This window comes from Haloarcula halobia (genome assembly GCF_029338255.1).
In the GTDB taxonomy this organism is placed as follows: domain Archaea; phylum Halobacteriota; class Halobacteria; order Halobacteriales; family Haloarculaceae; genus Haloarcula; species Haloarcula halobia.
Window position 1 is genome coordinate 2,906,722 of the sequence record NZ_CP119787.1, and the last position, 26,831, is coordinate 2,933,552.

Consider the following 26,831-nt stretch of genomic DNA (forward strand, 5'->3'; position numbering starts at 1 on the left):
GAGAGAAGCGGTCTCACTCGAACGTCCGGTTCGCAAAGCGGTCGCGAATCTCCGGCTCGGGCACCGGACAGGCGTCTTTCTTGCCGAACACGCGATAGCGGTTCTCCGCGACGAGGTCGTACACCCGGTCGCTGACCCTGGTCGGGACCACAGAGAAGGCCGACAGCAGGGGCCAGGGGCCATCGAGGCGGCGGCTGACCCGGAGGACGGCTTCGGACTTCTTGTACACCTGGCCGTCTTCGACGAGGACCACGGTGTCGAAGTCCTCGGTCTCGAGACCGTGGCGCCGGGACAGCTCCTGGCCCACGTCCGACTGCAGCGGGGCAAACAGGAACTCACCGGCGTCGTCGAACTGCACGACGAAGCGGACGAACCCGTTACAGAGGTTGCAGACGCCGTCGAACAGCAGTAGTGGCTGGTCGAGTTCGTCCACGATGGTCGCCGCGTCACGGTCGGTCTCGGCGGGAGGGTCCATACGGGCCTATACGCCCCGGCCCTGCATCTTCTCTTCGTCCGGCAGGTCGACGTTGGCGTCGCCTTTCATCCCCTTGCCGACGTTCGTGCTGATCTCGGCGAGCGTCTCGGGGTCGTCCCAGTTGTTGACGGCCTCGACGACGGCACGGCCCATCGCCTCGGGGTCCTCGGCGCCGAAGATACCGGAGCCGACGAAGATGCCGTCACAGCCGTGATGCATCATCAGGGCGGCGTCGGCGGGCGTGGCGATACCCCCCGCGGCGAAGTTGACGACCGGCAGGCGGCCCATCTCGGCGGTCTCGTGGACGAGGTCGGCGGGAGCCTCGTGCTCGCGGGCCCACTTCTCGCGTTCCTCGTGGTTCATGCCCTCGAGTTTGCGGATCGCGCCCTTGATGTTGCGCTGGTGGTGGACGGCCTGGTTGACGTCGCCGGTGCCGGCCTCGCCCTTCGTGCGAATCATCGCCGCGCCCTCGTCGATGCGCCGCAGGGCCTCCTGGAGGTTGCGGGCCCCACAGACGAACGGCGCGGTGAACTCGCGCTTGTCGATGTGGTAGCGGTCGTCGGCCGGCGTCAGGACCTCGCTCTCGTCTAACATATCGGCCCCGGCGGCCTCCAGAATCTCGGCCTCTTTCACGTGGCCGATGCGAGCCTTGCCCATCACCGGGATGGAGACCTCGTCGATGACCGCCTGCAGGGAGGCGGGGTCGGCCATCCGGGCGACGCCACCGCGCTTGCGGATGTCGGCCGGGACCGCTTCGAGGTTCATGACCGCCACTGCACCGACGTCCTCGGCGATACGGGCCTGCTCTGGCGTGACGACGTCCATGATGACGCCGCCCTTCTGCATCTTCGCGAAGCCGCGCTTGACGAGTTCGGTGCCGCGGCGGAGGTCCTCCAGGTCGGTAGCTTCGGTCATTGAGTGCAGGTTGGGACTGGATTTACTTAACCCGTGTCCTTGGCGGTTCACACACGCCGCCGAGGCTGTGGCGCTGTCGGCCTATTCGTGCGCCCGACCGGTTGCATCGGGCGTTCAGTCGTGAGAGGCGATGGGATGATTTTTTATGAACGAACCGCGCTACTTCGAGTAATGGCGCTTTCGCGGGACCAGTTCGAACCGCCACCGACCGCGCAGGTCGTCCTCGTCGACGACGACCGCGAGTTCCTGGACCTCTCGGCGGAGCTGCTGGCCCGCCACGCCGACGACGTGACGATCACGACCCTCGCGGACCCGCTCGAGGTCCTCGACCGACTGGAGACGGCGACGGTCGACTGCGTCGTCTCTGACTACAACATGCGGCCGCTGAACGGCATCGACCTCCTGCGGCGGGTCCGGGAGGTCGACCCCGACGTCCCCTTCATCCTCTTTACCGGGCGGGGCAGCGAGGCCGTCGCGAGCGAGGCCATCTCGGCCGGCGTCACCGACTACGTCCAGAAGAGCGGGGACAGCGAGACCTTCGAGATGCTGTCGAACCGCATCCAGAACGCCGTCGACCACGCGCGCAGCGAGCGCGAACTGGCCCGCAAGAGCAGCCTGCTGGACAGCATCTTCGCACAGATCCCCCACCACGTCTACGTCAAGGACCGCGAGGGCCGTCACGTCCGGGTGAGCGACGCGTACGTCCGGGACACCGACGAGATGATCGGCAAGACCGACGCGGAGCTGTACCACGGCACACACGGCGAGGAGACGTTTCGCGACGACGTGCGCGTCATCGAAGCCGGCGAGGCCATCGTCCACAAGGAAGAACAGAAGGTCGAGGGCGTGGACGACAACTACAGTTCCGAGTACCTCAACGACAACTACGACCAGAGCGTCGTCGACGACCGGCGGCGCTACGACGAGTGGGTCCTCACCTCGAAGGTGCCCTGGCGCGACGAGGACGGCGAGGTGCTGGGACTCATCGGCGTGACCGTCGACATCAGCGACCGGAAGCACTACCAGCAGTCCCTCGAGCGCCACACCGAGCGGTTAGAGCAGTTCCTCGCCGAAGTCGCCCACGACATCCGGTCGCCGCTGCAGGTCGCCAGTTCGAACGCGGCCTTGCTCGAGGACGTCGACGAGGAGCGCATGACGGCAATCGAGCGGAGTCACGAGCGCATCGCGGCCCTCGCCGACGAGCTCAGCCGGTTCGCCCGCCACGGGGACGCGGACCCGACGCCGGAACCGGTCGACCTGGCCGACGTGGTCGAGCAGGCGTGGGCCAGCCACTCCACCGGGGAGGCGACGCTGTCGGTCGGCGACCTCCCCACAGTCGAGGCCGACTCGACGGAACTGGGGCGGCTGGTCGACAACCTGATCGACAACGCCATCGACCACGCTGGGCCGGACCCGAGCGTCACCGTCGGCCCGCTCGAGGACGGCGGGTTCTTCGTCGCCGACGACGGCCCAGGCATCCCGCCCGACGAGCGCGAGGCGGTCTTCGAGACGGGCTACACGACGGCCCTCGAGGGGACCGGACTCGGACTGGCAATCGTCTCGACGGTTGTCGAGCGCCACGGGTGGACGCTGTCGATAACCGAGAGCGAGGCCGGCGGTGCCCGCTTCGAGATACGGACCTGAGCAGGGAGCGGCGCCGGTGCGGTCGGTTCGCGCGACCGCTACCGTTTTCATCTCGCCTCCCCACGCCACGGATATGGCTACCGAGGAGAGCGTCGGCGGTCGCATCGAGGGCGCCGTCGCCCGGGTCTTCGACGCGCCGCTCCCGCCCCCCGAAGGGTTGCCCCGCTACGTCGCGCCGCTCCCGGAGTGGGTCGAGAACGTCGGCCTGCGGCTGGCCTGGCCCATCGCGCTCGTCAACCTGCTGGGGACGCTCTTTGGCTTCTGGTACTACGCCGGCCGGCCCCTGGAACTCTCGGCGCCGCTGGTCGAGGGGCAACTCGGCGCCGCGCCGGCCCTGGCCTACCCCCTGATCCCGGACTCGCCGGTGGCGACGCTGTTCATCGGACTCTCCTTTGCCGCCTGGAAGCTCGGTCGGGACGCCGAGTGGCTCCACGCGCTGGCCTTCTTTGGCTGTATCAAGCTCGGCCTCTGGACGCCGTTCGTGCAACTGGTCATCAACGGCCCGGAGGGCATCGCGGCGTGGCTCTACTGGTTCCTCGTCCTCTCGCACATGGCGATGGCCGTCGAGGCCTTTGTCATCCACCGCTACGCGTCGTTCAGCGTGCCGGCGGTCGCCGTCGCCCTCTTCTGGTACGGGGTCAACGACGTGGTCGACTACTTCGTTCCGGTGTTCGGCGGTCCACATCACACCTGGCTGCGGGGCGAGCCGCTCGTGGCGGCCGGCCAGTTCGACCACACCGTGCTGGCCCACGACCTGGCGGCCGGCTGGGCCGTCGTGCTGACGCTGCTGGCGACCTTTTTCGCGCTCGCGACCCGCATCGAGAAGCTGAAACGGCGGTCAGACGGGGCCTGATCGGACGGGGCCGGCTGCGGGCCGAGCACTCACCATCCGTCGACGGAGATCGTCAGCCCGGCCGCCCGGAGGCGCTCGACCAGCGGGAGGCCGATGCCCGACGCGGGGGTCAACACGCCTCCAGCGAGCGGCGAGTCGACCGCCCCGTTCGCCAGACACCGGGCGGCTTCACCGATCAGTACGCCGCTGGTGCCGTAGGCGTCCCGGTTGGCGGCGATGCGCCCCTCGACGGTGAACACGTCGCCCCCATCGGCCGCCGCGCCGGTCCCCCGGAGCCGGACCTCGAAGCCGCCGCGCTCGATGGCCTGCCGACTCGGACCCTCGCCCGGGTCCGGGAGCACGTAGCGCTCGAGCTGCCGGCGGAGCGGCCCGACGGACATGATCCCGTCCAGCAGTACCAGCCCGCCGGTGACCGCTCCGGCGAGGGCGGCCCCCGCGGGGCCGTCGCCGGTGACCATGCTCTCGTGGTAGGCGAAACTCCGACCCCACGGATAGCCACGGAGGGCGTTCGAGCGGTGGACCACCTTCTCGTTGACCTTGGCCATGAAAAAGGGCGCCGTCCACGTGCCGGCCTCGCGGTCGTACTGGGGGAGGGCTCCACGGACCGCCGACCGGGGGTCCGGGTGCCCCTCCGGGACGAGTGCGTGGGGGTCGGCGAGCGCCCCGGCCAGCGACGGGTCGTCCTCCAGGACCTCGTAGAGGTCGACCATGGAGGCCGCCGTGCCGCCGCTGAAGCCGCCCCCGTCCAGCGCGACGTTGGCACGGACCGTCGAACAGGGGGCACCGGACGTCTCCATCGCGTGGGTCTGGACCAGCAGCGTGCCGAGGTCGCTGGGCACGGAGTCGAACCCACAGGCGTGGACGATGCGGGTCCCGTCCTCGACGGCGCGCTCGTGGTACCGCTCGACGGTCTCGCGCATCCACTGGAGTTCGCCGGTGAGGTCGCAGTAGTCGGTCCCCGCGTCCAGACAGGCCTCGACCATCGGCGTTCCGTACTCGGCGTAGGGCCCGACGGCCGCACAGACGACGTCGGTCTCCTCGGCGATGGCGGCCAGGCTCTCGCGGTCGGTCGCGTCGCCGACCAGGTACTCGCGGTCCGCGAGCCCCGGGTCGATGTCGGCGAGGTCCTCGCGGAGCGACTCGAGTTTCGACGGCGACCGCCCGGCGACGGTCCACGAGAGGTCGTCGCCGCCCGCGCGCGCCAGGTGTTCGGCCGCGAGTCGGCCGGTGAATCCGGTGGCGCCCCAGACCACCACGTCGGAGGAAGTGTGTCTAGACATCGAGGGTCGTGTGCCGTGTCGGCCCGGAGCGGGGTAAGCGTTGGTCCGGAGTGCGTCGCGGCGCTGGAGGGCATCCCGAACCCGTCGCCGGAATCGAGGTCCCGGAACGCCCAGCGCGGCCGACCGGCTTACCGGACCACGACGACGGCGCGCTCGGTCTCGGTCATCTCGCCCTCGCCGGAGTACGTGCGCGATTCCTCGACGGCGAACATCTCGTCGTCGAGTTCGAACTCCCCGCCGGCGACGACGAGCGTGTCGCCGGCTATCTCGTAGTCGCCCGCCTCGATGGCGGCGTCGATGTCGCCCACGTCACTGCCGAACTCGGGGCCGACGATGGAGTAGTCGAGGTCGATGTCGCTGATCTCGGTGGTGATGTCCGGGGCGTCCTCGAAGACGTCCAGCGTCGCGACGTGCATCGCCTCGGCGATGGCTTGCTCGAAGCCCGCGACGTGGCCGTAGACCTCGACGTGCTCTACGTCCGCGTTCAGCGGGAGGCCGTGCTCGGTCTTGTACCGGCGCAGTGCGGAGACGACCTCCATCGCGGTCTCGCCGGCCTCCAGGTCGGCCTCGTAGCCACCCGGCGTCGGCCAGTCGGTGGTGTGGACCGAGCCCTCCTCGTGGTAGATCTGCACCCACAGTTCCTCGGTGACGTGCGGGAGGAACGGGGCGAACAGTTTGAGGAAGGTCCGGTGGGCGTGGACCAGCGTGTACTCGGTCGAGGCGTCGCTATCTCGCGGTCCCCGACCGCTCGATTGCTCCGAGGCGCTCCGCGCCTCGCTCCCGCCGGCCAGGCGCTGCTTGGCGATCTCGAGGTAGTCGTCGCAGTAGGTGTTCCAGAAGAACGACCGCAGTTCGTTGCGGGCCTTCGAGAAGGCGTAGTCCTCGAACTTCGCCGTCACGGAGTCGACCGTCTCGTCGAGTTCCGCCAGCAGCCAGCGGTCGACCGCCGAGAGGTCGTCGGGTTCGGCCGGCACCTCGGCGGGGGTCAGCTGGTCGACCAGCCGCGAGGCGTTCCAGAGCTTCTGGAGCAGGCGCTCGCCGGCCTCCAGGTCGCCCTCCTTGTACGGGAAGTCGTCGCCGATGGAGGTCCCGGCGGCCCAGTAGCGGGCGGCGTCGACCGGGAACTCCTCGAGCACCTCGCTGGGCGGGATGACGTTGCCCTTCGACTTGGACATCGCCTCGCGGTTCTCGTCGAGGACCATCCCGTTTATCATCACGTTCTCGAACGGGACCTCGCCGGTGTGCTCGTAGCACTTGACGACGGTGTGGAACAGCCAGAAGGAGATGATGTCGTGGCCCTGCGGGCGCAGGTCGAACGGGTAGAGTTCGGGCATCGACATCTCGAACTCGCCGGCCTCGACGCCCACCAGATCGGCTGTCTCGGCCGACCCGTCGGCGTCCACCGAGTCGGCTGTCTCGGCCGACCCGTCGGCGTCCACCGGGTCGGCTGTCTCGGCCGACCCGTCGGCGTGCCAATCCCAGCCAGCGTTGACCAGCGGCGTCAGCGACGAGGTGGCCCACGTGTCGAAGACGTCCTCCTCGGGCGTGAACTCGGCGTGGCCGCACTCGGGACAGGCGTCGACCGGCGGGTCGTCAGAGAGCGGGTCGGCGGGCAGCTGCTCGGGTTCGGCGAGGACGGGGTCGCCGCAGTCCTCGCAGTACCAGACCGGGATAGGGATGCCCGAGTCGCGCTGGCGAGAGATACACCAGTCCCACTCCAGGCCCTCGATCCAGTGCTGGTAGCGCGAGTACATCTTCTCGGGGAACCAGTCCATCTCGCGGCCGGCCTCGAGGTATTCCGCCTTCTTGTCGAGCAGTTTGATGTACCACTGCTCGGTGACGAGGTACTCGACCTCGACGCCGCAGCGCTCGTGAACCTGCACCGTGTGCTCGTGGTCGCGTGACTCGAGCAGGTACCCCCCGTCGTCTAAGTCCTCGATGATGGCCGCGCGGGCCTCGGTGGTGTGCATCCCCTCGTAGTCGCCGGCCAGGTCGGTCATCGTCGCCGACTCGTCGATAGCCAGGCGCAGGTCCAGGTCGTGGGCCTGGTACCACTCGATGTCGTTCTGGTCGCCGAAGGTACAGCACATGACGATGCCGCTGCCGGTCTCCATGTCGACGCGCTCGTCGGCGATGATAGGGACCTCCTGGCCGAACAGGGGGACCCTCGCGGTGCCCCCGACGAGGTGCTGGTTCTCGTCGTCGTCGGGGTGGACGAACACCGAGACGCAGGCCGGCAGGAGTTCCGGGCGCGTCGTCGAGATGGTAAAGGTCTCGTCCTCGACCGGCCCATCGCCGTCCTCGACGAGGTCGAAGGCGATGTCGTTGAACTTGGTGTGCTTGTCCTCGTCTTCCTGTTCGACCTGCGAGATGGCCGTCTCGCAGTCGGGACACCAGATGGTCGGCGCGCGCTGGCGGTACTCCCGGCCCTGCTCGTAGAGGTCGAGGAAGGAGAGCTGGGAGATGCGCTGGACGCGCGGCTCGATGGTCTTGTAGGTGTTGTCCCAGTCGACCGAGATGGCCAGCGACTGGACGTCCTCGGTGAACTCCTCCTCGTACTCGGCACAGACCTCGCGGCACTTCTCCTGGAACTCCCGGCGCGGGTAGTCCTGGTGGCGGATGTCGAGTTCGCGCTCGGTCAGGCGCTCTGAGGCGATGCCGTTGTCGTCGTAGCCGAAGGGGAAGTAGACCGTGTCGTCGGCCATCCGGTGGTAACGGGCCACGAAGTCCTGCAGCGTGAACTGGTAGAGGTGGCCCATGTGGAGGTTCCCCGACACGGTGGGCGGCGGCGTGTCGATGGTAAAGCGGGTGTCGGCGTCCCCGTCGTAGGCGTACGTGTCTGCGTTGACCCAGTGGTCCTGCCACTTGGGTTCGACCTCGCTGGGGTCGTACTCCCCGTCGAGGGCGTGCTGGTCGGCGGTCGATTCCTCCGTCGGTGGGTCCTGTGTGTCACTCATATCTGAAGGCTGCGTGGGTGGTCGAAAACGGTGCGGGCGTCGAGCGGGTGGTGTTAGTGGGGCGAGGGGGCCCCTACTACTGGTACGAGAACGGGCGGCGCGGGTACTCGACGCGGCATCTACCCCTAGATGGGCCAACCGGGGGCTAAACGACTTCGGTTTCTGAACGAGCACGGCGGACCCGGGGCTACGGGGTAGGGTGAAGTGCGTCGATAAAAAAGTGAGCGCGGTTCAGTACTGTCGCCGTCGGCCGACGATGGCCAGCCCGACTGCCAGCATACTCAGCCCGAGGTTCAGCAGCGGCGAGAACTCGCCGAGAGATGCCAAGGGTCCGGACGGCTGTGGGATACTGAGCGTCAGCGTCCCGGTCTCACCACCGGCGAAGGTCCCGTTCGCGACGGCGTACAGCTCCTGCTCGTCGACTTCGTCGTAGTCGAACGGACCCGGGAGGATGAACACCGCGAGGTGGAGGTCTCGCTCCGGGGCCCCCTCCGCGACAGTGAACTCGACGCTGACCTGCGTCGGGGCGTCGGCGTCGTCGAACGTGAACGACCGCCCCTCGATGGTGACGTTCTTCAGCTGGCCCGACCGCTCCTGGCGCAACACCGACGGGTTCTGGGTCACGCCGTCGTCGGAGTTGCCCAGCGCCGCCATCAGGTCCAGCCCGTTCGTCGCGTAATACGGCGGATCCGGCGGCCGGTCGCCCGGACCGAAGTCGACCTGCCAGTAGACCGTCTCCGAGTCGGGTGACTCGGTCGTAGTCGTGGTCTGCGTCTCAGTTTCCGTCTCCGTTTCCGTCTCGGTCTCGGTTTCTGTCTCAGTTTCAGTCTCGGTCTCGGTCTCGGTTTCTGTCTCAGTTTCAGTCTCGGTTTCAGTCTCGGTCTCCGTCTCCGTCTCAGTCTCGGTCTCGGTTTCTGTCTCAGTTTCAGTCTCGGTCTCGGTCTCGGTTTCTGTCTCAGTTTCAGTCTCGGTTTCAGTCTCGGTCTCCGTCTCCGTCTCAGTCTCGGTCTCGGTCTCGGTTTCCGTTTCTGTCTCGGTTTCAGTCTCGGTCTCCGTCTCCGTCTCAGTCTCGGTCTCGGTCTCGGTTTCCGTCTCGGTCTCGGTTTCCGTCTCGGTCTCCGTCTCCGTCTCCGTTTCTGTCTCGGTTTCAGTCTCCGTTTCTGTCTCGGTTTCAGTCTCGGTCTCGGTCTCAGTCGGTTTCGTACAGAACGCGAGGAAGCTGATACCCCTCTCCGTGGTGACTGTCCCGGACGTCGTTGCGGGGTCGTTCTCGATGACCTGCTCGGCCTGGTTACCCCCGCCAGCCTGGACCACGACGACGTCGACAGGTACCGTGGATTCCCACTCCACTTTGGTCGGGCCCTCTGCGGGTTCGTTGTCGGAGTACGTCTGGACGTCGAAAGTCACCACGTCGTCGCCCCGGTCGAGGACGAAGTCGTAGCTGCCGTCGACCGCTGTCCACTCGTACTTCGCGAGGAGTTCTTCCTCCGGGAGACACGGCGAGCTGGGGCTCCGGTCTTCGGAACCGACCTGATTCGACGGTTCGGCGAGGTCGGAGTCGACCTGATTCGACGGTTCGGAGAGTCCACTCACTCCGAGACCACCGCCGATAGTGGCCGAACCGACGACGAGAAGTATAGCCGCGAAGCCGATCGCGACCGTCGCGAGGTCGACGGCGCCCGAATCGCGGCTCATCTGTTCCCCCCTCCCGGACGGCGTGCGTCCGGACCTGCATGTGGAACTAGCACAGGGTGTGAACTGTCACCAGAGTGGTTTTGTAAATATCAAATTTCGACGATAGTGTCCCTGTACCGTACTGGGCGAGACAGCGCCTGTGTACCCCGGACGAGGAGGGGACCTGCACGTGGCTGCCGAACGGATAGGTTACGCCGGTAACAACGTGTTACGATACCGTTCCCCGTGGGACTCGCGGCCGAGAACGCCCGTCCGCTACAGCAGGTCGTGGTCGCGCTCGTCGGCCGAGTGCGCGCGGACCCACAGCTCGCCGATCCGCGAGAGGCGCGTCCGGTACGATTTCCCGTGTTCCTCCTGCTCGATGTAGCCCTTGCCGCCGGGCCCCAGGCGGTCGACGTTGTAGATGACCTTCGAGCGGAAGGAATCGGTGTACTCCTCGCCGAGGTCCCGGGCGAGTTGCTGGGCGAGTTCGGAGACGGACTCGAACTCGTCGTGCTCGCCGAGGGTGAAGAGGATGACCTCCTCGAAGGGCTTGACGTTCGAGAAGGAGGCGACGGGGAGTTCGACGATGTGCGAGTCGTCTATCTCCTTGGCGCCGATGGTGGTACCGCGCTCGTCGAACTCCGCCAGCAGGTCCCGGGCAGTCTCGAGGCGGTCGGTGGCGCGGTCCGCGACGTCGCTGTCACCGGACTCCCGGAGGTCCTCCAGCAGGTCGATCTGCTTGTGGAGTTCCTCGGCGAGTTCCGTCTCAAGGTACTTCTCGGGGACCGTGTAGTAGGTGTGGATGCGGTCGCGGTCCCCCTCGCGCTCGACCATGATGGAGTGGGCGGCCGTCGCGAAGGCAAAGGAGACCGTGCGGGGCATCGCCGAGACGTTGACCCAGACCTCGCTGCCGGCGTCGAGTTCGGCGTTGATGAGTTCGAACGCCTGCTCGAAGGCGTCGTCGTAGTCGTACACGTCCGAGATGACGAACCGCTCGGTCTCGGCGCCAAGCAGGTTCCGGAAGTCCTGCTCCAGTTTCTCGGCGAGGTTGCGCGAGTACTCGACGTTGGCCTCGGACCCGACCGCCCCCTCGAGTAAGATGACGCGGTCGACGCCGAGGCGCTCGCGGACCAGCGGCGCGATGAGCCGGTCGTAGTCGAAGCCGACCGGGACGATGTGGGTCTGCATACTACCACAGCGGCTCGCCGGCTATAAAAACCGTCAGACTCCGGTCCGCCACCAGCAGCTCACTCACACGAGTCGTGGACGATGTCGCCCTGGGCGTTGGGGCTGCGACGCTGGCCCGGGACGATGGGCTCGCCACAGAACGCACAGGTCAGCTGACCCCGCTGGGTCGCCGTCTCGCCGTCGCCACCGACGGCGACTGTCACCGTCTCCGTGTCGTCGGTCGCGGTCTCGTCGATGCTCGCAGTGTCGCTGTCTGCCACTAGGTCGCTCCTGTCCTCGATGTCGATGTCGGCGATGCCCTCGGCCGTGTCGATACCGAGCCGTGCGTTGGCCGGACAGTGCTTCGTGACGGCGGTGAAGCCCGCGACGAGCGCGCCGCCGGCGACGAGGAGGGCGCGCTTTCGCTTCCCGCTCCGGAACGCTCGAACCGCAGCGACGGTGAGGAGGGCCGCGAGCGCGGCGCGGGCCCGGCGGTCGTTTCCACCGACGTTCTCTGGAAGTTCCATACACCCCGGTAGGGCCCGGACGGTCTTGTATATTCACCTCCCGGCGAGGTCAGATACCGGCGCCCGGACGCGGTCGACGGCGCGGTCAGTCGGCCTCGACGCCGTCGACGCGGTAGACGCTGCGGTTCTCGTCGGGGGCCGCGGTGGTGACGAGCGAGACGCCGACGGTCAGCAGGAGGCCCAGCAGGATACCGACGACGCCGGGCGTCCAGCCCATGTAGGTGCCCGGAAGCGCCACCGAGAGACCGGCCAGTCCGGCGAGCGTCTCGACGACGGGGAAGACGTGCAGGACGTAGAACGCCTGCGTGCCCACGACACCGGCGTACATGCCGTAGCGGGTCGTCCCATCCCAGTACAGCGCCAGCGCGACGGGGACGGTGAGCTGCGCGAACCCGCTGAATGCGGTGTCGCCGATCTGGACGAGCGTCCCGGGCGAGTAGAGGCTGGCGACGAACGAGAGCGTCGCGAAGACGACGACGCCCACGCGGGCGATCAGCGCCTCGCGGGCGTCGTCGGCGTCGCTGGAGCCGGATCCGAGGGCGCGCTTCAGCGGCCGGTAGACGTCCCGGGTGAGGTACGACGACCCGGACAGCAGCATGGAGTCACTGGAGGACATCATCGCGGCCATCGCGCCGGCGATGACCAGCGCGGCGAACCAGGTCGGCGCGAACTCGCCCAGCAGGACCGGGACGACGTTGCTCCCCTGTGGGACCTCGACGCCGAGGCCGACGGCCCACGCACCAAGCATGAACGCGGGGACAAAGAGGAGGAGCACGAGCACCGGCCACAGGGCGAAGGTCCGCTTGAGGACCGTCTTGGAGCCGGCGGCGAAGAACCGCTGGTTTATCTGTGGGAACATCGTCACGCCGAAGGCGATGCTCACGGCGCTGGAGATGATGAACTGCGGCGTGTAGAGCCCGCCGCCCAGCGCGAGGAACTCGCCGTTGGCCGCACCCATCTGTTCGGTGGCGACGCCGGCGCCACCGATGTCGGTCAGCAGCCACGCGACGGCGAGCCACACGAGCGAGAGCATGAACAGGCCCTGAATAGTGTCGGTCCAGGCCACGCCGCGCATCCCGGAGACGGCGACGTAGGCGATCATGAAGAGCGTGATGCCGCCAGCGCCGACCCAGAACGGCACCGCGCCCTCGGTCAGACCGACGATGGCCTGGCCCGCGCCCTTCTGCTGGAGCATCACGTAGGGAAACAGCCACACGAGGCTGACACCGGCCACGAGCACGCGCAGCGGCGTCGAGCCGAAGCGGTCGCCGAGCATCTCGCCCAGCGTGACGTAACCGTGGCGTTTGCCGACGAGCCACTGCTTGTAGCCGATGACGTACCACAGGACGGCGAAGATGATGCCGTCCATCAGACCCATCACCAGGATCCACTCGGGGCCGGCGGCAAAGGCGAGGTTCGGGCCGCCGAAGAACGTGAACGCCGACAGGAGCGTTGCGAACGTGGTAAACAGGAGGACGACCGTGCCAAGCGTCCGGCTCGCGAGGTAGTAGTCCTCGGCGCTGCGGTCGGTCAGCCGGTAGGCGACGACGCCGACGGCGAGCGCGACCAGCATGTACGCGCCGACGATGCCAAGCTGGAGGGCGGTCTCGGCCATCTCAGGCCACCTCCTCGACGCCCAGGCCCCAGTCAGTCCGCGCGAAGACGGCGAAGACGACGCTCGCGAGCACCATCCAGCCGACGTGCCACCACAGCCACACGGGGAGTCCGAAGACGACAGTCGCGTCGCGCCAGAGGAACCACGGCACCGCGAGGGCAACCAGCAGCAGTGCGACGACGGTCCACCCGGCAGTCCGCACTAATCTCATATCGATCATGTCTAAACAGTCCGGGTATATATCAATAACGAATCTTCACCCTGTTCCGGTGAAGAATATTTTTCTTCAGTACACCCGTGTGCCAGGTTCGACGTCTCGTTCGGTCGTGAGGTGGACCACGCCGTCGGGGCCGTCGACGCCAGTGACCAGACACTCGCTCTCGAACCCCGCGACGGAGACGGGTCCGAGGTTGACGACGGCGACGACCTGCGCGCCCAGCAGGTCGGCCTCGTCGTAGCAGTCGGTCAGGCCCGCGGCGGACTGCAACACCTCGTCGCCGACGTCCACGCGCAGTCTGTAGAGGTCCTTGCGGGCCTCCGGGAACAGTTCGACGTCGACGACCTCGCCGACGCGCATCTCCACGTCCTCGAGGAACCGCTCCGGGTCGATGTCGGGTTCGGTGAGTCCCATACCCCCGCCACGGGCCCGGGGAACGTGAACCTCCGGGCCTCAGGGGGGCTACGGCCGCGCCCGACGGCGAGATGACAGCGAGCGAGGACGCTCCCGGCCGGTGCGCAAGGTTATTTTGTTGTCACCAACTACGTCTGGGCAGTGACAGCGGTTCGTCGGGTCGTGCCGGCCGACGGACCAGGTTCGGAGTCCGAGGATGAACGATACAACCAAATACCTGATACACGCGAACATCACCGCCGCGGGCGTCGTCGAGCGAAACGACGTAGTCGGCGCCGTGTTCGGGCAGACGGAGGGACTGCTGGGCGAAGAGATGGACCTGCGGACGCTGCAGGACGCGAAGAAAGTCGGCCGCATCGACGTCGATATCCAGTCGGAGGCCGGCCAGACGTTCGGAGAGATAACCATCGCGAGCGGCCTCGATCGCGTCGAGACGGCGACGCTCGCGGCGGCCCTAGAGACCATCGAACAGGTCGGCCCCTGCCGAGCCGAGATCGAGGTGTCGAACATCGAGGACGTGCGCAGCGCCAAGCGCCGCGAGGTCGTCGAACGGGCGACGGAGATCCTGTCCGAGTTCGAGGCCGAGTCGATGGGTGTCGAGGACATCGTCGAGACGGTCCGGCAGAAGGCCCGCGTCGCCGACATCGCCGAGTACGAGGGGCTGCCGGCGGGGCCGCGCGTCGCCGACTCCGACGCCATCGTGGTCGTCGAGGGACGGGCCGACGTGCTCCAGTTGCTGAAGTACGGCGTGAAAAACGCCATCGCCGTCGAGGGCACGAACGTCCCGGAGAGCGTCGCGGACCTGACCGCCGAACGGACCGTCACGGCCTTCCTGGACGGAGACCGCGGCGGCGACCTCATCCTCAAGGAGCTCAGCCAGGTCGGCGACGTGGACTTCGTCGCCGTCGCGCCCCGGGACCGCTCCGTCGAGGACCTCTCTCGGGGCGAGGTGATGGCGGCGCTGCGCGACAAGATACCCTACGAGACGGTCGCCGACGCCGAGTCACCCGCCCACGCCCTCGCGGACCGCGACCGCGAGGCCGCACGCACCGACGGGGCGGCGGCCGTCGAACACGCGCTCGACGCCACGGACGAGGAGGCGGCGGCCGTCGCCGCCGGCGAGGGTGCCACCGAGGCGACCGTCCCCGAAGCCGACGCGGAATCGACGGCCGAGACCGAGACGGAGACGGCCGCGTCCGCCGACTCGGAACCGACGACGCTCTCTGAGCACGTCGCGGCGGTCATCGAGCGCGGGAGCGACACGGTGCGCCTGCTCGACGCCGACGGCAAGATTCTCGACGAGGGGCCCGCTTCGGACGCCGTCTCGCTCGTCGAGGCCTGCGAGGAGCGCCCGAGCACCGTCGTACTCGACGGCGAGTGCACGCAGAAGGTCGTCGACGTGGCCGCACAGCGCGGGGTGGACGTCGTCGTTGCGGCCCGCGACGGCGAGTACGTGAAACAGCCCACCTCGGTGCAGGTCCGGACGGCGGGCTGAGTCGCAGTTCTCCGGACCCAGTCAGAGGTCCAGGACCAGCAACACGCCGTCGCCGTCGTCGTAGTGGTCCGGCAGTTCGGCGCGCTTCTCGAACCCGAAGCCGTCGTAGAACGACCGGACCCGCTCGTCGTCGGCCCGGGCGGTGAGACGAAGCGTCTCGAAGCCCGCCTCGCGGAGGCGTCCGAGGAGCGCGTCCAGAAGGCGACTCCCGTAGCCCTGGCCCTGGAGGCGGGGGTCGACGGCGAGCTCCGCGAGGTAGGCGACCGGGTGGTCGGGGACGACCAGCGCGTAGCCGACGACGACGCCGTCGGTTATCACGAGCAGTGTCGGCGGGCCGTCGACGGCCACGTCCAGCAGGCCCGGCCAGGGTGCGTCGAGCGCGGCGGCCTGAATCCGGCGGAGGCGGTCGTGGTCCTCCGTGGCGGCCTCGCGGATCATACCAGTCCGACGGCGACGACGATGCCGACGCCGGTGAGCGCGGCCACGAGCGTCGCCAGCATGTTGACGGCCTGGTTCCCGACGACACCGCCCTCGACGGTGGCGCCGAGGATGCTGTCGACGAACATCCCGACCAGTCCGCAGGTCAGGACCACCGTCGCGCCGAGCGACCCCATCTCCTCGAGCAAGAGCGCGCCGATGCCGGCGATGATGGCCGCGCCGGCCAGGCCCGCGAGGATGCCCTGCCAGGTTACGCCGCCGTCCGTGCCCGGTTCGACCGGCTGGAGGGTCGTGATGAGCCGCGGGTTGTCGTAGAGGCCGCCGAACTCGCTGGAGAAGGTATCGGTCATCGCCGCCGACACCGCCCCGGCGAAGGCATAGAGGAACAGCGTCGGGTCGACGGCGAGGTGGCTGGGGCTGGCGGCGGCCGCGAGGACCGCAAAGAGCGCGACGATGGAGTTCGCCAGCACGTTCCCGCTGCCGCGGGCTCCCTCGTTTTCCTCGGCGATGCCCCGGTCTTGCTTCTCGTCGTAGCGGTACTTCGTCGAGAGGCCGCCCAGCCCGAAGAAGGCGATGAGCATGGCGAACCAACCGAAGCCGCCGAGCACGATGGTCAGCAGAGAGAGGAGGACGCCGGTGAGCATCCCCGGGAGGGAGGCCGTATCGAGCGCGTACGAGAGGTACCCGAGCGCGGCGGTCACGGCCAGCGCGACGGTGATACGGACCGGGGCGACCGTCGGGTCCAGCTCGAAGAAGAGCCAGGAGAGCAGGCCGACCGAGAGCAACACGAGTGGGTAGTCCCGTTCGAACAGGACCGCCCGGAGCAACGCGGCCACGAGCGCACCCGTGACCGCGAGGAAGACGACCTGCGGGAGCCGTGCAGGCCCGACCTGGAACAGCGCCGCGACGACGAACCCGGTGGTCCCGGCCGCCGCCCCGAAGACGACGAACCCGGCGGTGGCGACGACCCCGTCGCTGCCGTAGGCATACGACAGGCGCTGGCCCAGGTTCCCGTAGGCGACGATGAGCACCGTCGCGACGAACACGGGGACCGGCAGGCCAAACTGGACGGCCAGCAGTGCGAGGCCGGCGACGGCCAGGGCGAACGCCGCGAGGCCGTAGAGTTTCCCGTCCTGGTAGTCGCCCGGGAGCGCGAACAGCTCGAAGACCGCCGAGTCCTGGTCGACGGCGACGAGCGAGAGTACCGCGACGAGCACGAACGGGCCCGTCGCGACGACAGTCGCGAGGGCGGGCGACCGCAGTCCGGTCGCGGCCGGCACGGCGAACGCCAGCGTCGCGACGATTGCGAAGGCCCCCGCTCGTCGGACTGCCGTTGTCACGTCCCGCCGCTATCCCCGAGAGGCACTTACCCTTTCCGAACTACGCGGCACCGGGGGTAGCAGGCGGCGCGGGCGACCTGGCCGCGTCCGTGCGTTTATTTGCGCTCGTCTCACAGTGGTCGTCGTGGGCCTGTACGAACGGTACCTCGCGGTCCGACTCCGCCGGAGCGACGCCGCGCTCCCCGGGACCGTCGCCCTGGTCATCACGGAGCGTGACCTCCTAGCCGAGGGCGCGTACGCGACCCTGGAACAGTTCTTCGAGTGGGCGGTCCAGTACGGCGCCGAGACGCTCGTCGTCTACGTGAGCGTCTTAGACGAGGAGGTGGTCGGGACGCTCCGGCGCGAACTCGACGGCCTCCGGGCGCCCAGATCCATCGCAGTCAGAGGCCCTGGCGACGAGACGGCCGCGGACGCCCCCATCCAGATATCCATCGGCCTCGGCGGGCAGGCCGAGTTCGCGACGGCGGTCGAGAAACTCGCCGAGGGCGTCGAGCGGGGCGACATCGCGCCCGCGGACATCGACGAGGCGGCCGTCGAGGAGCACCTGGTCTTCCCGACGGCGCCGGACCTCGTGGTCAAGACCGGTGCGGAGCGCCTCTCGGATTTCATGATCTGGCAGTCGGTGTACTCCGAGCTGTACTTCACCGACGTGAACTGGCAGAACTTCCGCAAGCGCGACTATCTGCGGGCGCTCCGGGACTACCAGGAGCGCCAGCGCCGGTTCGGACGGTGACGCGGCCACAGAAAGCCTATTCCGCCGGCGCCGGGACCGTCGACCATGTCCCCCTGCACGACCCGACGTGCCCTCCACCGGGCGGGTGGCCTGGCGCTCTGTGGCGTCGGCGGCGGCTGTCCCGGCCGTGACCGCCCGGGTGGCGGGCTCTGGGTCCACCGGCCGCCGTTCGGGAGCGTTCGGGAGCGCCGACTCAGTCGGCCGTCCCGTAGTCGTCCTCGACCTCGGCGGCTTCGCGCTCGCTGCTCGGCAGCGCGTCCCGGAACCGCGAGAGAACCCGCCGCGCGTCGGGCAACTCGCTGTGTTCGAGCGCGCGGACGAGCGCGAGCGCGCGCCGGGCACGCGTGGTCCGCCAGGACTGCTCGCGGTTCTCGTAGGTCCGGATGGCCCGCAGGAAGTCGATCTTCCGGAACTCGGGCCAGTAGGGCGTACAGAAGAACGTCGCCGCCTCGTTGCCGTTGGCGTGCCACGGGAGGAAGTTCGAGGTGCGCTCGTCGCCGCCCGTCCGCACGATGAGGTCCACGTCGCTGGTCGGTCCCTCGTAGAGGAACTCCTCGACGACGTCCGCGTCGACGTCTTCGGGTTCGAGGTCTCCGGCCTCGACGGCCCGGGCCACGTCGCGGGCGGCCCCGAGCAGTTCCGCGCGGCCGCCGTAGGCCAGCGCGACGTTGAGGTGCAGGCGGTCGTACTCCGCCGTACGGCTCTCGGCGTAGTCGATGGCGTCCCGGACCCGCTCTGGCAGCAGGTCCGTCTCGCCGATGGCGCGGATGCGGACGCCGGCGTCGTGGATGCGCTCGGAGTCGGCGAACTCCCGCAGTCGCGACTCCACGAGGTCGAAGATGTGCTCGCGCTCGTCCTCGGGTCGGTTGAAGTTCTCCGTCGAGAACGCGTACAGCGTCACCTCCTCGACGCCCAGTTCGTCACACCAGTTCAACAGCGCCTCCGTCGTCTCGGCACCCTGTCGATGGCCCTCGGTCGTATCCTCGCCACGCTCGCGGGCGTAGCGTCGGTTCCCGTCCTGGATGACGGCGACGTGGCTGGGCGTCCCGGACAGTTCCCATCGAAGCAACCGCTCGTAAGCGGCGTACCCCACCTCGCGGACCCGCTGTCGCATCGTCTGAAGTATATCAACGAGTCGATAAGGATTTTGTGGCTCGCAGCCGCGACCTGATTTCGACCGTCCTGTCGAAACATAGCCACATAATTTTAATACGCCGGTGTTCTACGGCGAGGTGCAATGGCGACCGGTACGGTAGACTTCTTCAACGACACTGGCGGCTACGGCTTCATCGACACCGAAGACGCGGACGAGGACGTGTTCTTCCACATGGAAGACGTCGGCGGTCCGGACCTCGAGGAAGGCCAAGAGGTGGAGTTCGACATCGAACAGGCCGAGAAGGGGCCCCGCGCAAAGAATCTCAAACGACTGTAAGCGAGCGGCTCGCTTCTGACAGCGTGTCTCTGTCGGGACGAGAGTTCGGTCCGTGGCACGCTCGATACCCCACGCCCCCAGCCACAGGCACGGATTTCGAAGTACATTAAGGCGCGCGCGGCCGACCGACAGGCATGACCGACGCCGACGCGTTAGACGAGGACCTGTACCGCCGGACCAAGCAGTTGCTGGAACCCGGCGAGATACAGCTCAACGGGGCCATCGTCCATACCGAGTACGACGGCAGCGACGAGATCGAGATGATGGAGGCGACCATCGAAGTCGGCGAGCTAATCGCCGCGGCCGCCGGCCACGACCCGCAGGACACCTTCGTCTACTCCGGCAGCGACGACCCCGAGTTCGCGTCGAACCAGCACCAGGGGCTGACCCTCGACGGCGAGGAGTTCGTCTGGGAGTGCCAGCAGCTGCTCCGCGAGGGGTCGTTCGACCTGGTCTTCTACTACGAGGCCAGCGCGGACCACGAGGGGATTCTCGCGGACGTCGAGGCGGCGGGCTACGCTGTCACCGGCGTCGAGGGCGAGTAAGGCTACGTCCGGAGCCGTTCCTGGCAGTTGTGGCAGTAGGTGTAGGTCTCGCCGTTGGCGACGCCACAGATGTGGCAGGTGACGGAGTCCGTGTCGGCCCGCTGGAAGTAGGCGTTCAGCTGGCCGGTGTCCATCCCGACGCGCTTCCCGCGGAACTCCTCGACGAGGGGCTCGTGGGCGGCGTAGTCGATGAGCCGGAACATGAGGATAAAGGACAGCGGCGCACCCACCAGTACGAACAGGAAGACCAGCAGCCGAACGGCGAGTTCGGCGGTGGGTATCGACATCGGTGAAACTACGGCCGCAAAGGGGTAAAATCCTCCGCCACCGGGTGCCCGCCCGTCACCGCGTCCCGCGTCCCTTATACTCACCGAGGCCCGAGCACGCGGTATGAGTGAGGACCTCGGGACGGTGGACCGCGCCGTCCTGAACGCGTTCCAGGGCGGGTTTCCGGTGGTCGAACGGCCCTTCGAACCGGCGGCGGCCGCGCTCCGCGAGGCCGGGGTCGACGTCGACGCCGACGCGTTGCTCGAGCGCGTCCAGCAACTGGACGAGGCGGGGGTGTTGAGCCGGTTCGGGGCGCTCATCGACGCCGAGGAGATCGGTGGGACCGCGACGCTGGTGGCGACCCACGCGCCCGAGGACCGGTACGACGAGCACGTCGACCTGATCAACGCCCACCCGGAGGTGGCCCACAACTACGAGCGCGAGCACCCCCACCTCAACATGTGGTTCGTGCTCTCGGTGGCCGACGAGGCCCGCGTCGAGGCGGTGCTGTCCGAAATCGAGGCCGAGACGGGCGAACAGACGTACAACCTCCCGAAACAACAGGAGTTCCACGTCGGCGCGAAGTTCCCCGTCGAGGGGCCACAGACCCAGGCCGTCGACTGCTCGGCCGCCGGGCCGGACGTGACCCCGACCGACCGGCGGTCGCTGACGCCCGAGGAGCTCGACCTCGTGCTTGAGATTCAGGGTGGGCTCCCGGTGACCGAGACGCCCTACGCCGACGTGGCCGACGCCATCGGCGCCGACGTCGAGTGGGTCCTCGAGACCGTCAAGCGGTTCAACGAGGAGGGGAAGGTCCGTCGCGTCGGCCTCATCCCGAACCACTACGCGCTCGGGTACAGCGAGAACGGGATGACCGTCTGGGACGTGCCCGACGACGTCGTCGACGAGGTGGGCCCCGCTATCGCCGAGTTCGACTTCGTCACCCACTGTTACGAGCGCCCGCGCCACGAGGGGGTCTGGCCGTACAACTTCTTCGCGATGACCCACGGGCGCAGCGAAGCCGAGAGCGACGAGCGCATCCAGCAGGTCCACGACCGCATGAACGAGTACTGGGACGTCGGCGAGGCCGACTGGGACACGCTGTTCTCGACGCGCATCCTCAAGAAGACGGGCATCCGCGTAGACGAGCGAGCGAAGGCCAACGTCGAGACACGGTGAGGCGAGCGTTTATATCCGATGCCCAACCACACCCTGACGATGGAACGGACGGCGGGGGAGGTGCCCGGATGATACCGCTGTTGCACGACTTCGAGGGCGAGACCGTACTCGTCCTCGGTGGGGGACCGGTGGGAGCGCGGAAGGCCCGCCGGTTCGCGGCCGAGGCGGACGTCGTGGTCGTCAGTCCCGCCTTCGGCGACCGCGAGTTCGGGGACGCACAGCTGGTCCGGGCCGCCCCGGACGCCGACGCCGTCGCCGGCTACGTCGAGCGACTCGACCCCGCGCTCGTCGTCGCCGCGACGGACGACGCGACGGTGAACGACGCCGCGGCCGACGCGGCACGGGCCCACGGCGCGCTGGTCAACCGGGCCGACGACCACGGTGGGCAGGACGTCGGGACCGTCACCGTCCCGGCGACGGTCCGGGACGGCCCCGTGACCATGTCGATCGCGACGGGCGGTACCGCACCGGCCCTCTCGAAGTACCTCCGCGAGCGGTTCGAGGCGGACTTTGCCGGCGCCGGAGAGATGGCGCGACTCGCCGGCGACCTGCGCGAGGAGCTGCGGGCCCGGGACGTCCCGCCGGCGGAGCGACGCGATGCTGTCAGACGCGTTGTCAGGTCACGAGACGTTTGGAAGGCTTTAGATAGGGGCAGGTCCAAGGCACGACAAGTAGCGGACGACGAGATTGCGGACGTCCCCGGTGATCTGTCGTGAAACACGAGACTGGTGTCATCGTCGGCGCAAGCGTCTCCCACGGGAACGCGAGCGTCGATCAACTGGAGACCGCCGCGGCCGATAGCCAGCGCCACACCGTCGAGTCACTGCTCTCGGAACCGGGCGTCGAGGAGGCCATCGCGCTCCAGACGTGCAACCGGACCGAGGCCTACGTCGTCGCACCGAGTCACGAGCTCGGCCAGCGGGCGCTCGCGACGGTCACGGCCACCGTCGACGACGACGCCGTCGTCGAGCTGGACCACGAGGCGAGTCTCAGACACCTCCTCCGGGTGGCCGCGGGACTGGAGTCGATCGTCCTCGGCGAGGACCAGATTCTCGGCCAGTTGCGCGACGCCTACGAGGACGCCCGTGCCGTCGGCGGCATCGGGTCGACGCTCGAGGACGGCGTCACGAAGGCCATCCACGTCGGCGAGCGCGCCCGCACGGAGACGGCGATAAACGAGGGCGTCGTCTCGCTGGCCTCGGCGGCCGTCAGACTCGTCGAGGCCGAACAGTCCCTGGCGGGCGAGACGGCGCTGGTCGTCGGCGCGGGCGAGATGGGACGGCTCGCGGCGAAGGCGCTTTCCGACCGCGTCGATCGCGTCATCGTCGCCAACCGGACCGTCCCCCACGCCGAACACATCGCGGCGACCGTCGACGCGGCCGGGAGCGCCGTCGCGCTCGACGCCGCCGAGGCCGCCCTCGCGGAGGCGAGCGTCGTAGTCACCGCCACCGGGAGCCCGGACCACGTCTTCGACACCGGGTCGTTCGCCGACGCGGGCGAGACGTACGTCGTCGACCTCGCCCAGCCGCGGGACGTGTCCGCCGACGCCGGCGAGGTGCCAGACGTGACGGTCTGGGACCTCGACGCGCTGGAGTCGGTGACCGAGGAGACGCGAAAGCAGCGCCGGGAGGCCGCCGAGGCCGTCGAGGCGCTGGTCGACGAGGAGTTCGACCACCTGCTGACCCAGTACAAGCGCAAGCGCGCCGACCGGGTCATCTCGACGATGTACGAGAGCGCAGAGCAGGTCAAGGCCGCCGAGCTCAACACGGCGCTGTCGGCCGCGGACTTCGACGAGGACCAGCAGGAGGTCATAGAGTCGATGGCCGACGCCATCGTCTCGCAGCTGCTCGCCGCGCCGACCCGGAGTCTCCGGGACGCCGCAGAGGACGACGACTGGTCGACCATCCACACCGCCCTGGAGCTGTTCGACCCCGAGTTCGGCCCCGAGGACGCCCCGTCGCCGGCCGCACTCGAGGGGGCCAGCCCCGAGGACGTCCCGGCCGAGATGCGCGACCGGATGCCCAAGGCGGCACTCGAACAGCTCACCGACGACTGAGATGGTCGAGCCCGTTCCGGTCGTCGTGGGCGTCGGTATCGTCGTCCTCGCCGCGAGCGGACTCCTGGAGGTGACCGGCTACACCGAACAGCAGCGCCTCGACCACCGCCGCCTGATGCAGGCGTTCACCTACGGGAGCCTTGTCGTGGTGGCCTTCGGCCTCGCCGCGGTGTGGTACGGCCTCCGGAACGCGTCGCTGCCGACCTGGCTCTTCGTCGCCATCAACGTCACCGTCGTCACCGTCGTCATCGCCCAGTGGCGCCTCCGGAGGGCCCTCTCGAACGACGAGTGAGCGGCGGCCGCCACGGGCGACGCAACTGTTTTGCACCTGGCAGCCGACTGATGGGACATGGCAGACGTACTCCCCGACGCCGAGATAGCGGACCGGATGCCGGACGGCTGGGCACGCGAGGACGACGAGATCGTCCGGGCCTTCGACTTCGACGGCTATCTGGACGCGTCGGGCTTCCTGAGCGCCGCGGCGGGACTAGCCGAGGACGCCTGGCACCACCCGGAGATGACCATCACCTGGGGCGAGGTGGCGGTCCGGCTCACGACCCACGACGCCGGCGGCATCACCGAGAAGGACATCGACCTGGCCGAGCGGCTCAACGGCATCTACGGCTGAGATGACCCCGAGCGAGGGAGCGCCGACGCCTCCCCGCGACGCCCCGGCCCGCTACGTGTTCAGAGTCGAGTTCCGACTCGACCCGGCGACACCGGATCTGTCCGCCGACCCCGACACCTTCGAGACGACGCTGTACCGCCGGGCAGACCCCCCGGACGAGGAGGGGTGGCGATTCTTCCGGGACAACTGCTGGCGCGGGAACCTCGCCGACGAGGCGCACTTTTGCCGACTGGCCACGGAGGCGCTCGGCGTCCGGGTCGTCTCGGCGTCGTTCCGCGAGCTGCAGGCGACCGACGACTACCTCGAGGACCTCGAGGGCGCCATCGCGGCGGACCTCGAGGCGTTCAACGCCGACGACGTCACGGAGGTGCTCTCGAAGTACCTCGGGAGCTCGATTCGCAGTGAGGCGAGCGACTGAGGCCGCCGGTCGTCGACCGGGGGTCTGTAAGCCATTCGCTACCCGGGAGTCGGGGCAGAAAGACTTTATCGGTCTCGCCCCTAGTCTCACAGTCCCCTGATGACCGACCAGTACGACTTCTGGTTGTTCGATCTCGACGGCACGCTCGTCGACATCGAGCCCTGGTATCCCCGGCGCGTGATGGACCGGGTCGGCGACCGACTCGGCGTCGGGTTCACCGACCGGGAGGTGCGGTTGCTCTGGTACGGCTTCGGCGGCGCGCGCGACAGGTTCCTCGCGGATGAGGGCATCGACCCGGGGCGGTTCTGGGCGGTCTTCCACGAGGAGGAGGACCCACGGAAGCGCGCCGAGGCCACCTATATCTACGACGATGCCGAGCGGTTCCTCGCGGAGCGTCCGGAACCGGTGGGGCTGGTGACACACTGCCAGGAGTACCTCACCGCCCCCGTGCTCGAGCACCTCGACATCGGCGACTGGTTCGAGACGGTCGTCTGCTGTGACGAGGACATCGGCTGGAAACCCGATCCCACTCCCGTCCAGCTCGCGATGCGCGACATGGGCGTCGCCCACAACGGCCACGTCGGCGCCCTGGCGGGCGACAACCCCGCCGACATCGGCGCGGCGTGGAACGCCGGCCTCGACGGCGTCCACGTCCAGCGCCGCTCCCACGAGGCCGACGGCTACTGCGTGATGGGCGACCACCGCGTCGAGTCGCTGCTCGACTTGCGCTAGGGCAGATAGTCCCAGTTCTCGACGGCCACTGACTCCCCGGCAGGGAACCCCTCGTGCCCCGACGGCACGGCCACCCAGCCGTCGGCTCGCGTCACCGTCTCGAGGTCGGCGCCCGGCATCGGCGTCGCCTCGCCGTCGCCAAGCGAGACGGGGGCGAACGACCGGAGCGACGCGTCGCTCGCCAGCCCGTCGGTCAGCGTCGCCGTCCGGGTCGGGTGGGCCGCGAGCGGGGCCCCGGCAAAGCTCTTGAGTAGCGGCCTGAGCAACTTGACGGCCGCGACGCGGGCGCCGACGGGTGACTCCGGCAGGAGGAGCACTGGGCGGTCCTGGACGACGGCCAGGCCCGTCTCGCCCCCGGGGTCGACGGCGATGCAGTCGGCGGCGACGTCGCCGAGGTCGGCGACCACCGATCGGAGGGTATCGCCCCGTTCGGTGCCCGTCACCACGACCACGTCACGGGTCAGGTCCCGCTGGACGGCCATCCGGAGCGCGGGCGCGTCGTCGGCGACGGCGTTCCGGTAGGTCACCTTGCCGCCCCAGCGGTCGACGTACTGGGCGAGCGTGAACCCGGCGGTCTCGACGCCGCCCTCGCCGCCCGCCTCGGGCGCGGCCACCTCGTCGCCCGTCGGAACGATGCCGACCTGCGGGCGCTGTCTGACGAGCAGTTCGCCGACGCCGGCGGCCTTCAGCAGGCCGACGTCGCCCGGGCGCACCTGCGTCCCGGCCTCGAAGACGACGTCGTCGGGCGCGATGTCGGCGCCCTGGACGGGGGCGTTCGCCGTCGCGTCCGTCGCCAGCACGCGACCCACGGCCACCGACAGGGGGACCCGGTCGGTCCGGTCGACCGGGATCGCGTAGCCGCCGAGGGTCCGTCGCGCTGTCTCGAGCGAGAGGCGGCCCCCATCCCCGGACGATGCTGCGGTCATACCCGCACCTCGGGCCGGTGGGCAAAAAGCGACGGGGCCGAGAGCGGGGCCGAACAAGATTTATCTCCCGTCCAGTTCGCCCAGACACCATGGTCCTCCCGCAGTTGCTCGCCCTCGTCTTCGCCGCCGTCGGCCTCTATCTCCTCTGGTCCGGCCTCCGGCAGCTGGTGCCGGTCTATCACGTCCTCCGGAACGATCCGATGCCGGTGCGGTCGCTGTCGGGTCACGCCGGTCCCGTGGAACTCCTCGGGACGGCCGTCGCCGGCGACGAGGGCACCGTCACCGCGCCGTTCACCGGCAGCGAGTGTCTGGCCTACACCTACGAGGTCGAGGAGCGCCGCTCCTCGGGGAAGACCACCCACTGGGAGACGCTGGATTCGGGGCAGGGCGGCGTCGACTTCGTCCTCGACGACGGCACCGACCGGGTCCGTGTCGACCCCACGGGCGCCGACGTCCACTTCGAGGCCCACAGCGTCACCGTTCCGCCGGGGACGGAGCTGCCCGACCGGCTGGCGCGCTACGTCGCGTCGACCGATAGCGTCGACGCCCAGGATCGGACGGTGAACCTGCTGGTGACGGAACTCGACGTTGGCAACAGGCAGCGGTTCACCGAACGTCGCCTCGACGTGGGCGAGCAGGGCTACGTCTACGGCGTGGCCCGTCGCGGCCCCCCACCGGAGTGGGGCAGTGACCTCGTCGACGCCGTCGTCGGGGCGGGCGACGCCGCGCCGGCGTTCGTCATCTCCGATACGAGCGAGCGGGGCACCGCCTGGCGGATCGCCCGGGAGGCGCTGTGGCGTCTCGTCGTGGGCGCCGTCCTCACGGTGGTGCTGCTCGGGTTTCTCGCCTCGTTCGTTCCGTGACGGAATCCGGTGGAATCCCCGTGCCCTGGTGACGTGGA

Annotated in this window: 29 protein-coding genes; 14 read left to right on the top strand and 15 right to left on the bottom strand. The window is 68.7% G+C overall.

Annotated features, from left to right (window positions below; genetic code table 11):
• Positions 1 to 13: 13 nt before the first annotated feature.
• Complete coding sequence (locus P1K88_RS15310; protein WP_276411088.1) at positions 14 to 475, bottom strand: thiol-disulfide oxidoreductase DCC family protein; 462 nt, start codon at positions 473 to 475, stop codon at positions 14 to 16.
• Positions 476 to 481: 6 nt separating this feature from the next.
• The gene (gene pdxS / locus P1K88_RS15315) at positions 482 to 1,390 is read right to left on the bottom strand and encodes a pyridoxal 5'-phosphate synthase lyase subunit PdxS (protein ID WP_276411089.1); all 909 of its coding nucleotides are present in this window, start codon (positions 1,388 to 1,390) and stop codon (positions 482 to 484) included.
• Positions 1,391 to 1,561: 171 nt separating this feature from the next.
• On the opposite strand from pdxS, the gene P1K88_RS15320 reads away from it, so the two are divergent.
• Together P1K88_RS15320 and P1K88_RS15325 are read left to right on the top strand one after the other, a co-directional pair.
• Positions 1,562 to 3,034 (top strand): ATP-binding response regulator, encoded by a 1,473-nt coding sequence (locus tag P1K88_RS15320; RefSeq protein ID WP_276411090.1) that lies wholly within the window; start codon positions 1,562 to 1,564, stop codon positions 3,032 to 3,034.
• 73 nt (positions 3,035 to 3,107) lie between these two features.
• Complete coding sequence (locus P1K88_RS15325; RefSeq protein ID WP_276411091.1) at positions 3,108 to 3,887, top strand: DUF1405 domain-containing protein; 780 nt, start codon at positions 3,108 to 3,110, stop codon at positions 3,885 to 3,887.
• A 29-nt stretch (positions 3,888 to 3,916) separates the two neighbouring features.
• On the opposite strand, the gene P1K88_RS15330 is transcribed toward P1K88_RS15325, so the two are convergent.
• The 8 genes from P1K88_RS15330 to P1K88_RS15365 form a co-directional block, all read right to left on the bottom strand.
• Complete coding sequence (locus tag P1K88_RS15330) at positions 3,917 to 5,167, bottom strand: saccharopine dehydrogenase family protein (RefSeq protein ID WP_276411092.1); 1,251 nt, start codon at positions 5,165 to 5,167, stop codon at positions 3,917 to 3,919.
• A gap of 128 nt (positions 5,168 to 5,295) precedes the next feature.
• Positions 5,296 to 8,124 carry a valine--tRNA ligase gene (locus P1K88_RS15335; protein WP_276411093.1) on the bottom strand — a complete coding sequence of 943 codons (2,829 nt, stop codon included), beginning with the start codon at positions 8,122 to 8,124 and terminating at the stop codon, positions 5,296 to 5,298.
• A gap of 231 nt (positions 8,125 to 8,355) precedes the next feature.
• Positions 8,356 to 9,819 carry a hypothetical protein gene (locus tag P1K88_RS15340; protein ID WP_276411094.1) on the bottom strand — a complete coding sequence of 488 codons (1,464 nt, stop codon included), beginning with the start codon at positions 9,817 to 9,819 and terminating at the stop codon, positions 8,356 to 8,358.
• 255 nt (positions 9,820 to 10,074) lie between these two features.
• Positions 10,075 to 10,989, bottom strand: a complete 915-nt coding sequence (locus P1K88_RS15345) for an HFX_2341 family transcriptional regulator (RefSeq protein WP_276411095.1) — start codon at positions 10,987 to 10,989, stop codon at positions 10,075 to 10,077.
• Between the two features lie 59 nt (positions 10,990 to 11,048).
• Positions 11,049 to 11,495 carry a YgaP-like transmembrane domain gene (locus P1K88_RS15350; RefSeq protein ID WP_276411096.1) on the bottom strand — a complete coding sequence of 149 codons (447 nt, stop codon included), beginning with the start codon at positions 11,493 to 11,495 and terminating at the stop codon, positions 11,049 to 11,051.
• 85 nt (positions 11,496 to 11,580) lie between these two features.
• Entirely contained in the window at positions 11,581 to 13,110 is a 1,530-nt protein-coding gene (locus tag P1K88_RS15355; RefSeq protein ID WP_276411097.1) for a sodium:solute symporter family protein, read from the bottom strand.
• Position 13,111: 1 nt separating this feature from the next.
• The gene (locus P1K88_RS15360) at positions 13,112 to 13,321 is read right to left on the bottom strand and encodes a DUF3311 domain-containing protein (protein ID WP_276411098.1); all 210 of its coding nucleotides are present in this window, start codon (positions 13,319 to 13,321) and stop codon (positions 13,112 to 13,114) included.
• 75 nt (positions 13,322 to 13,396) lie between these two features.
• Positions 13,397 to 13,741, bottom strand: coding sequence for a tRNA-binding protein (locus P1K88_RS15365; protein WP_276411099.1), 345 nt, complete (start codon positions 13,739 to 13,741; stop codon positions 13,397 to 13,399).
• Positions 13,742 to 13,937: 196 nt separating this feature from the next.
• On the opposite strand from P1K88_RS15365, the gene dnaG reads away from it, so the two are divergent.
• Complete coding sequence (dnaG, locus tag P1K88_RS15370) at positions 13,938 to 15,236, top strand: DNA primase DnaG (protein WP_276411100.1); 1,299 nt, start codon at positions 13,938 to 13,940, stop codon at positions 15,234 to 15,236.
• Between the two features lie 21 nt (positions 15,237 to 15,257).
• Here the strand turns inward: dnaG and P1K88_RS15375 are convergent, their stop codons facing one another.
• Together P1K88_RS15375 and P1K88_RS15380 are read right to left on the bottom strand one after the other, a co-directional pair.
• Entirely contained in the window at positions 15,258 to 15,674 is a 417-nt protein-coding gene (locus P1K88_RS15375; protein ID WP_276411101.1) for a GNAT family N-acetyltransferase, read from the bottom strand.
• On the bottom strand, positions 15,671 to 17,014 hold the full coding sequence (locus P1K88_RS15380) for a DUF92 domain-containing protein (RefSeq protein ID WP_276411102.1): 1,344 nt from the start codon (positions 17,012 to 17,014) through the stop codon (positions 15,671 to 15,673). Before P1K88_RS15380 ends, P1K88_RS15375 begins: the two co-directional genes overlap by 4 nt.
• Before the next feature lie 124 nt (positions 17,015 to 17,138).
• Between P1K88_RS15380 and P1K88_RS15385 the strand changes: the two genes are divergently transcribed.
• Positions 17,139 to 17,747, top strand: a complete 609-nt coding sequence (locus P1K88_RS15385) for an undecaprenyl diphosphate synthase family protein (RefSeq protein WP_276411103.1) — start codon at positions 17,139 to 17,141, stop codon at positions 17,745 to 17,747.
• A 193-nt stretch (positions 17,748 to 17,940) separates the two neighbouring features.
• Here P1K88_RS15385 and uppS read toward each other — a convergent pair whose 3' ends face one another.
• The gene (gene uppS / locus P1K88_RS15390; RefSeq protein ID WP_276411104.1) at positions 17,941 to 18,861 is read right to left on the bottom strand and encodes a polyprenyl diphosphate synthase; all 921 of its coding nucleotides are present in this window, start codon (positions 18,859 to 18,861) and stop codon (positions 17,941 to 17,943) included.
• Between the two features lie 123 nt (positions 18,862 to 18,984).
• Between uppS and P1K88_RS15395 the strand changes: the two genes are divergently transcribed.
• Both P1K88_RS15395 and P1K88_RS15400 read left to right on the top strand, forming a co-directional pair.
• Complete coding sequence (locus P1K88_RS15395) at positions 18,985 to 19,179, top strand: cold-shock protein (RefSeq protein ID WP_276411105.1); 195 nt, start codon at positions 18,985 to 18,987, stop codon at positions 19,177 to 19,179.
• 134 nt (positions 19,180 to 19,313) lie between these two features.
• Positions 19,314 to 19,724, top strand: coding sequence for a DUF5778 family protein (locus tag P1K88_RS15400; protein WP_276411106.1), 411 nt, complete (start codon positions 19,314 to 19,316; stop codon positions 19,722 to 19,724).
• Positions 19,725 to 19,726: 2 nt separating this feature from the next.
• Here the strand turns inward: P1K88_RS15400 and P1K88_RS15405 are convergent, their stop codons facing one another.
• Entirely contained in the window at positions 19,727 to 20,011 is a 285-nt protein-coding gene (locus P1K88_RS15405; protein WP_276411107.1) for a DUF7577 domain-containing protein, read from the bottom strand.
• A gap of 103 nt (positions 20,012 to 20,114) precedes the next feature.
• Here P1K88_RS15405 and ahbB point away from each other — a divergent pair, with 103 nt between their 5' ends.
• From ahbB to P1K88_RS15440, 7 genes are all read left to right on the top strand, one after another.
• On the top strand, positions 20,115 to 21,170 hold the full coding sequence (gene ahbB, locus P1K88_RS15410) for a siroheme decarboxylase subunit beta (RefSeq protein ID WP_276411108.1): 1,056 nt from the start codon (positions 20,115 to 20,117) through the stop codon (positions 21,168 to 21,170).
• Between the two features lie 68 nt (positions 21,171 to 21,238).
• Positions 21,239 to 21,886 (top strand): precorrin-2 dehydrogenase/sirohydrochlorin ferrochelatase family protein, encoded by a 648-nt coding sequence (locus tag P1K88_RS15415; protein ID WP_276411109.1) that lies wholly within the window; start codon positions 21,239 to 21,241, stop codon positions 21,884 to 21,886.
• Positions 21,883 to 23,226 carry a glutamyl-tRNA reductase gene (gene hemA / locus P1K88_RS15420; RefSeq protein WP_276411110.1) on the top strand — a complete coding sequence of 448 codons (1,344 nt, stop codon included), beginning with the start codon at positions 21,883 to 21,885 and terminating at the stop codon, positions 23,224 to 23,226. The genes P1K88_RS15415 and hemA overlap by 4 nt, the downstream gene beginning before the upstream one ends.
• Position 23,227: 1 nt before the next feature.
• Positions 23,228 to 23,518 carry a hypothetical protein gene (locus P1K88_RS15425; protein WP_276411111.1) on the top strand — a complete coding sequence of 97 codons (291 nt, stop codon included), beginning with the start codon at positions 23,228 to 23,230 and terminating at the stop codon, positions 23,516 to 23,518.
• 57 nt (positions 23,519 to 23,575) lie between these two features.
• Complete coding sequence (locus P1K88_RS15430) at positions 23,576 to 23,854, top strand: 4a-hydroxytetrahydrobiopterin dehydratase (protein WP_276411112.1); 279 nt, start codon at positions 23,576 to 23,578, stop codon at positions 23,852 to 23,854.
• A gap of 1 nt (position 23,855) precedes the next feature.
• Positions 23,856 to 24,272: an LWR-salt protein gene (lwrS, locus tag P1K88_RS15435; protein WP_276411113.1), complete on the top strand. Its 417-nt coding sequence runs from the start codon at positions 23,856 to 23,858 to the stop codon at positions 24,270 to 24,272.
• A 99-nt stretch (positions 24,273 to 24,371) separates the two neighbouring features.
• Positions 24,372 to 25,004 carry an HAD family hydrolase gene (locus P1K88_RS15440; RefSeq protein ID WP_276411114.1) on the top strand — a complete coding sequence of 211 codons (633 nt, stop codon included), beginning with the start codon at positions 24,372 to 24,374 and terminating at the stop codon, positions 25,002 to 25,004.
• On the opposite strand, the gene P1K88_RS15445 is transcribed toward P1K88_RS15440, so the two are convergent.
• The gene (locus P1K88_RS15445; protein WP_276411115.1) at positions 25,001 to 25,930 is read right to left on the bottom strand and encodes a molybdopterin-binding protein; all 930 of its coding nucleotides are present in this window, start codon (positions 25,928 to 25,930) and stop codon (positions 25,001 to 25,003) included. The genes P1K88_RS15440 and P1K88_RS15445 overlap by 4 nt on opposite strands.
• An 89-nt stretch (positions 25,931 to 26,019) precedes the next feature.
• On the opposite strand from P1K88_RS15445, the gene P1K88_RS15450 reads away from it, so the two are divergent.
• A complete protein-coding gene (locus tag P1K88_RS15450; protein ID WP_276411116.1) occupies positions 26,020 to 26,793 on the top strand; it encodes a GIDE domain-containing protein in 774 nt (257 codons plus the stop codon).
• Positions 26,794 to 26,831: the final 38 nt, after the last annotated feature.